General features: G+C 66.0%; 4 protein-coding genes and 1 pseudogene. 2 read left to right on the forward strand and 3 right to left on the reverse strand.

Going from position 1 to position 5,785, the window contains the following annotated elements; translation table 11 throughout:
- Positions 1–52: 52 nt before the first annotated feature.
- Together ACQKDV_RS17925 and ACQKDV_RS17930 are read left to right on the forward strand one after the other, a co-directional pair.
- Positions 53–214, forward strand: a pseudogene (locus tag ACQKDV_RS17925) (pit accessory protein); the annotation flags it as partial.
- 13 nt (positions 215–227) lie between these two features.
- Complete coding sequence (locus ACQKDV_RS17930) at positions 228–1,349, forward strand: inorganic phosphate transporter (protein ID WP_427785542.1); 1,122 nt, start codon at positions 228–230, stop codon at positions 1,347–1,349.
- A gap of 413 nt (positions 1,350–1,762) precedes the next feature.
- Here ACQKDV_RS17930 and ACQKDV_RS17935 read toward each other — a convergent pair whose 3' ends face one another.
- The 3 genes from ACQKDV_RS17935 to parE form a co-directional block, all read right to left on the reverse strand.
- A complete protein-coding gene (locus ACQKDV_RS17935) occupies positions 1,763–3,259 on the reverse strand; it encodes a S10 family peptidase (protein ID WP_427785544.1) in 1,497 nt (498 codons plus the stop codon).
- A gap of 109 nt (positions 3,260–3,368) precedes the next feature.
- The gene (locus tag ACQKDV_RS17940; protein WP_427785545.1) at positions 3,369–3,947 is read right to left on the reverse strand and encodes a GNAT family N-acetyltransferase; all 579 of its coding nucleotides are present in this window, start codon (positions 3,945–3,947) and stop codon (positions 3,369–3,371) included.
- A 153-nt stretch (positions 3,948–4,100) separates the two neighbouring features.
- Positions 4,101–5,785, reverse strand: a 1,685-nt coding sequence (parE, locus tag ACQKDV_RS17945; RefSeq protein WP_427785546.1) for a DNA topoisomerase IV subunit B, incomplete at its 5' end; no start/stop codon positions are given.

Raw genomic sequence — 5,785 nt, forward strand, 5'->3', positions numbered from 1 at the left:
AGATCGACGGCCTGCAGGTCGATTATCGCGATCTTGACGCCAATCCGGTACCTCACGCCTGATGCTCGAGCTGTACCGCGACATCTACTCCGGTCGCCTGGACAACCTGCAGATGTTCCTGTTGAAGGAATTCTTCGAGATCCTGGAAAAGGCCATCGACCGGTGCCGCGAAGCCGGCGTGGTGGCGTACCAGATCGTGTTGAAGAACAGCTGACGGACGCCGCCGCATGTTGACCCTTGTCCTGGTGGTGATCCTGGCCGCGCTCGTTTTCGAGTTCATCAACGGCTTCCACGACACTGCCAATTCCATTGCCACCGTAGTGGCAACCAAGGTGCTCTCGCCCGGCTGGGCGGTGATGCTGGCCGCTGGCATGAACCTGATCGGCGCGCTTACCGGCACTGCGGTCGCGCTCACCATCGCTTCGGGCCTGCTCAACACCAACGTGGTGGACGTCACCCCGCAGGTCATCCTGTGCGCGCTGCTGGGCGGCATCATCTGGAACCTGATCACCTGGTGGAAGGGCCTGCCGTCCTCCTCCTCGCACGCGCTGATCGGGGGCCTGTGCGGCGCCGGCCTGGCCGCGGCCCACAACAACTGGGACGCATTGATCTGGTCCGAGCGCCTGGGCAGCTGGGCACAGAACAAGGGCCTGCTGTGGAAGGTGTTCGTGCCGATGATCACCTCGCCGATCGCCGGTTTCCTGCTCGGCATCGTGGTGATGGTCCTGCTGTGGGCGATGATCGCCGGCCTGGCGAAGATCGGTGGCGCCATCGGCCGCCTGGCCCGCCCGCGCATCGTCAACGCGTTCTTCGGCAAGGCCCAGATCGCCTCGGCGGCCTACATGGGCTTCGCCCACGGCCATAACGACGCGCAGAAGACCATGGGCATCATCGCCATGACCCTGATCGGCGCCGAAGCCACCGGAGCGTTGAATGACCTGCCGTCCTGGCTGGCCTTCATGCACCCGGACGCGCACGCCGGTGACGGCATCGCGATGTGGATCGTGCTGACCTGTGCGGTGGTGATGGCGGCTGGTACCGCCTCTGGCGGCTGGAAGATCATCAAGACCCTGGGCCACAAGATGGTCAAGCTGCACCCGATCCACGGCTTCGCTGCGGAGACCAGCTCGGCCACCATCCTGACCCTGGCTGCCCACTTCGGCATGCCGGTCTCGACCACCCACAGCATCTCCACCGCGATCATGGGCGTCGGCTTCGCCAAGAACCCGCATTCGCTGAAGTTCGGTGTGATCGAACGCATCGTCTGGGCCTGGATCCTGACCATTCCCGCCGCTGGCGGCTGTGCGTACCTGATCCTCAAGCTGTTTGAAGTGTTCGGCTGGACCTGATGCCAGTGCATCCGGGGTCAGAGCCCTTTCCCTGCGGGAAAGGGCTCTGACCCCAGCCCACGAAAAAGCCCGCCGGATTCCGGCGGGCTTTTTTGTGGGCGAAACAATTCTTCTGCACCCATCGTGTCGACCAAGGTCGACATCTACCAGAGCAGAACCAAGGTCAGAGCCCGTGCCGACCAACGGTCGGCACCCACCAACGGCGCCCGGAAACTGTCAGTGGTGGGGTGGGCAGGCGGGGGCGTAGAGCGCCATGGATTGCGCTCTACGCGGCACGCAGGAGCAGTTTTTGCCGTCCCCCGCCTGCCCACCCCACCACGCCAACCCACGGAATCCCAGCTTATGCAGTTGCGGTTGCAGTGCAGTTGATCAAGCGGGTGCCGGGCCGCAGGCCCGGCCACCACCACCACCCCTCAGTTACGCTGGAACAGCGCCTGCACATCCCTTCGGAATGCCGCTTGGCTGTCCGCCCGGCTGTAGAACATGTGCCCGCCCGGATAGCTGCGCACCTGCACGCGGTCCGGATCGCTGCCCATCGCCGGCATCTGGTCCACTGTCAGGATCGACCCCATGAACGGGCACGACAGGTCGTTCCAGCCATGCACGATCAGCACCTGCAGGTGCGGGTCGATGGCCACCGCCTGGCGCAGCTGGGTCACCGCGCCCTGGCGCAGTTCGCCACCACGGTCCCACAGCCGGTTCACGTCGTAGTTCAGCGCCTGGTAGCGCGCATCGACCTTCCAGCCGACCACGCGGGTCACGAAGTCGACCATCGCCGTGGTCGTCGGGGCGATGATGCTGTCCAGCAGCGGGTCGTTGGCGCGTTGTTCGGGATCGTTCGGGAACGGATCGAACGCGGTCACGTTGGAATCGTAGCGGCTGCCCAGCGTGCCCTTGTCGCGGAACACTTCACGCAGGTAAGCCTGGGTCTCAAGACGGCCACCGGCGCGGCGCACGAACTGCGGGTCCAGCCCGGTCAGTTCGGTCACTCGGCGCAGCATCGCCTCGGTCGCCTGCGGATCGCTGCGGCCCTTCATCAGCGCGGTGGCGTAGTCGCCGCGGGTGTATTCGACCACCTCGCGCATGGCCGCATCGGTCAGCTTGCCCTGGCGTTCCAGGTGTGCTGCTGCGATGGACGGCAGCGTCTGCATCCACGCCATCGGCGAGACGTCGGCGTTGTCTTCCAGGGTCGGGCTGAGGTACGGCGACACCAGCACCAGGCCGTTCATCGCCACGCCCAGGCGGGTCTGCAGGTAGTGGGTGATGCGCGGGCCGCGGTAGCCGCCGTAGCTTTCACCGGTCAGGTACTTGCGTGCACCCATGCGCTGGTTGCGCAGCAGCCAGTCGTAGATCGAGCGCGACAGGTACTCGATGTCGGCGCTGGGGTTGTACAGCTGCTTCTTGGCCTCGTCGTCGCCGATGCGTGCGCGGCTGAAGCCGGTGCCGACCGGGTCGATGAACACCAGATCGGTGAAGTCCAGCCAGGTGCCGGGGTTGTCGTGCAACGTGGCGGGCGCCGAGGCGCTGTCGCCTTCCGAACCGAAGGTGACCACCTTGGGGCCGATCGCGCCCATGTTGAGGTAGACCGACGATGCACCCGGGCCACCGTTGAGCGCGAACGTCACCGGCCGGTCCTTGCCCGGCATCGTGTAGGCGGTGAACACCACATCGGCGATCACCTTGCCCTTGTCATCGCGCACCGGCAGGGTGCCGACGGTGGCGGTGTAATCGAGGGTGCGGCCGGCCAGGCGGATGCTCTGGCGGGCCGAGGCATCGGCCGGCAGCGCAGGCGCTTCGGCGGTGTCGCCCTTGGTGTCCGGCTTGGTTTCAGCGGCCGACGCGGTGAACGCGCAGGTGGGAGCGACGAGCAGGCCGACGCAGAGCGCGGCGATGTGCAGCAGGGACTTCATGGCACCAGAGCGGCAGCGGAAGAAGCCCCTGATGCTAGGCTCCCGCCGCGCGGACCGTATGTGTCCAAAGGCATGGCGGCGGGCATGCGGCCATTGCGGCCAGAGTGGGTCAAGCGGGCAGGGCGCTGCGCGTTGTGTCGTCGGCCAGCAGGCCGTACACCGCCGAATCGGACAGCTCACCCTGGATGCGCCAGCGCTGCCGGAGCACGCCTTCCAGGTGAAAGCCGAGGCGGTCGAGGACGCGCGCCGAGGGGCGGTTGCGTGGGTCGATCTCCGCTTCCACCCGGTGCAGTCCGAGGGTGTCGAACAGGTAGGAGACCACCTGCTGCAGTGCTTCGTGCATATAACCCTGGCCCTGTTTCGCAGGCGCCAGCAGGTAGCCGATCTCGGCGCGTGCGGCATCGCGGTCCAGCGCAAACACTACGCAGATACCCAGCAGCGGGCCGTCCAGCGTTTCGCGCACGGCCAGTTTGAGCTGGGTGCCGGTGGTATGCGCGGCGAGGTCGTCGTCGATCTGCGCACGGGCCTCGGTGGGCCGCGTCCATGCCGGGTGGTTCCAGAAACGCATCACGCCCGGGTCCGATTGCAGCGCGAACAGCGCGGCGGCGTCGTCACGGCGGATGGGACTCAACACCAGGCGTGCGCTGTGCAGCGGCAATCCCGGGAACAGCAGCGAATGGCTGGCCAATACGAGGGTCCAGGCAGAGAGACGCGCATTATGACGCCGCTGGGTTTGCCGATGGGGGCGTGATGACTGTAGAGCCGAGCCTATGCTCGGCTGCCCGGCACGGCGCGAAACGCAGCCGAGCGTGGGCTCGGCTCTACAGGAGGGCTGCGAGCGTCAGGCTTCCAGCGAAGCCAGGTCGCCCTTGCTCTCCAGCCAGCCCTTGCGATCAGATGCGCGCTTCTTGGCCAGCAGCATGTCCATCAGCGAACGGGTCTGCTCGCCGTCATCCACCGTCAGCTGAACCAGGCGGCGCGTGTCGGGGTGGATGGTCGATTCGCGCAGCTGCGGCGGATTCATTTCGCCCAGGCCCTTGAAGCGGGTGACGTTGACCGCGCCCTTGATCTTCTCGCGTTCGATCTTGTCCAGGATCGAGCGCTTCTCTTCCTCATCCAGGGCGTAGAACACCTGCTTGCCCACGTCGATGCGGAACAGCGGCGGCAACGCCACGAACACATGGCCGGCATCGACCAGCGCCGGGAAGTGCTTGAGGAACAGTGCGGTCAACAGGGTGGCGATGTGCAGGCCGTCCGAGTCCGCGTCAGCGAGGATGACGATCTTGCCGTAGCGCAGCCCGGCGATGTCTTCCTTGCCCGGGTCGCAGCCGATGGCCACCGCCAGGTTGTGCACTTCCTCCGAGGCCAGCACGCTGTTGGACGACACTTCCCAGGTGTTGAGGATCTTGCCGCGCAGCGGCAGGATGGCCTGGAAATCCTTGTCGCGGGCCTGCTTGGCGCTGCCGCCTGCCGAGTCGCCTTCCACCAGGAACAGTTCGGTGCGCGACAGGTCCTGGCTGATGCAGTCGGCCAGCTTGCCCGGCAGGGCAGGGCCCTGGGTGACTTTCTTGCGGACAACCAGCTTTTCGGTCTTCAGGCGCGCACTGGCGCGTTCGATGGCGATCTGCGCGATCTTCTCGCCCAGTTCCACGTTCTGGTTCAGCAGCAGGCTGAAGGCATCGTGGGCGGCGCCTTCGACGAAGCCAGCAGCCTGGCGCGAGGACAGGCGTTCCTTGGTCTGGCCGCTGAACTGCGGGTCGGTCATCTTCAGCGACAGCACGAACGACACGCGGTCCCACACATCTTCCGGGGCCAGTTTGACGCCGCGCGGCAGCAGGTTGCGGAAGTCGCAGAACTCGCGCAGCGCCTCGGTCAGGCCGGTACGCAGGCCGTTGACATGGGTGCCGTGCTGGGCGGTGGGAATCAGGTTGACGTAGCTTTCCTGGACCAGTTCACCTTCCGGCAGCCAGGCCACGGCCCAGTCAACGACCTCGATGTCCTTCTTCAGGTTGCCCACGAACAGGTCGGCCGGCAGCGATTCACGCTCGCCCAGTTCCAGCTTCAGGTAATCGCGCAGGCCGTCTTCGTAGTACCAGGTATCGACTTCGCCGGTGGCTTCGTCGGTCAGCTTCACGGTCAGGCCCGGGCACAGCACGGCTTTGGCGCGCAGCAGGTGCTTGAGCGCGCGCACGGCGAACCTGGGCGTATCGAAGTACTTCGGGTCCGGCCAGAAGCGCACGCGGGTACCGGTGTTCTTCTTGCCGACGCTGCCGACCACTTCCAGCGGGGTGGCGCGGTCGCCGTTCCGGAAGGTGATGCGGTGCTCGGCACCTTCGCGCTTGATGTGCACTTCCACCAGGGTCGACAGCGCGTTGACCACGCTGACGCCGACGCCGTGCAGGCCGCCGGAGAAGGTGTAGTTGTTGTTGCTGAACTTGCCGCCGGCATGCAGGCGGGTCAGGATCAGTTCGTGCCGACGCCGCCCTTGCCCGAGCCCACCGCGATCACGTTGCGGATGCGCGCATG

It is taken from the genome of Stenotrophomonas sp. NPDC077659, assembly GCF_050268705.1.
Classification (GTDB): domain Bacteria; phylum Pseudomonadota; class Gammaproteobacteria; order Xanthomonadales; family Xanthomonadaceae; genus Stenotrophomonas.